This is a genomic window from Janthinobacterium sp. FT14W (assembly GCF_009208755.1).
Taxonomy (GTDB): Bacteria; Pseudomonadota; Gammaproteobacteria; order Burkholderiales; family Burkholderiaceae_D; genus Janthinobacterium; species Janthinobacterium violaceinigrum.
On the sequence record NZ_WFLL01000199.1, the window covers coordinates 1 to 215 of the forward strand.

1 protein-coding gene is annotated in these 215 nt (G+C 63.7%); it reads right to left on the bottom strand.

Annotated features, from left to right (window positions below):
• Positions 1-215, bottom strand: a 215-nt coding sequence (locus GCN74_RS29770; RefSeq protein WP_152259724.1) for a transposase, incomplete at both ends; no start/stop codon positions are given.

Consider the following 215-nt stretch of genomic DNA (forward strand, 5'->3'; position numbering starts at 1 on the left):
TGGCCTGGATCTGTTGCCGATAATGCCGAGCACCATAAGCGCGGTCGACGCGCACGCTCGACGGCCTTTTCCGGGGGCGACCACGGCTCGGACGAGGCACATCAATCGCATCGAGCAGCTGTCCGACGTGCGCCGCGTCGCTACACTGGCCGGCCGTGACAAGAACGGACAGCGGCAAACCGTGCCCATCGACACAGACATGGATTTTGCTGGTG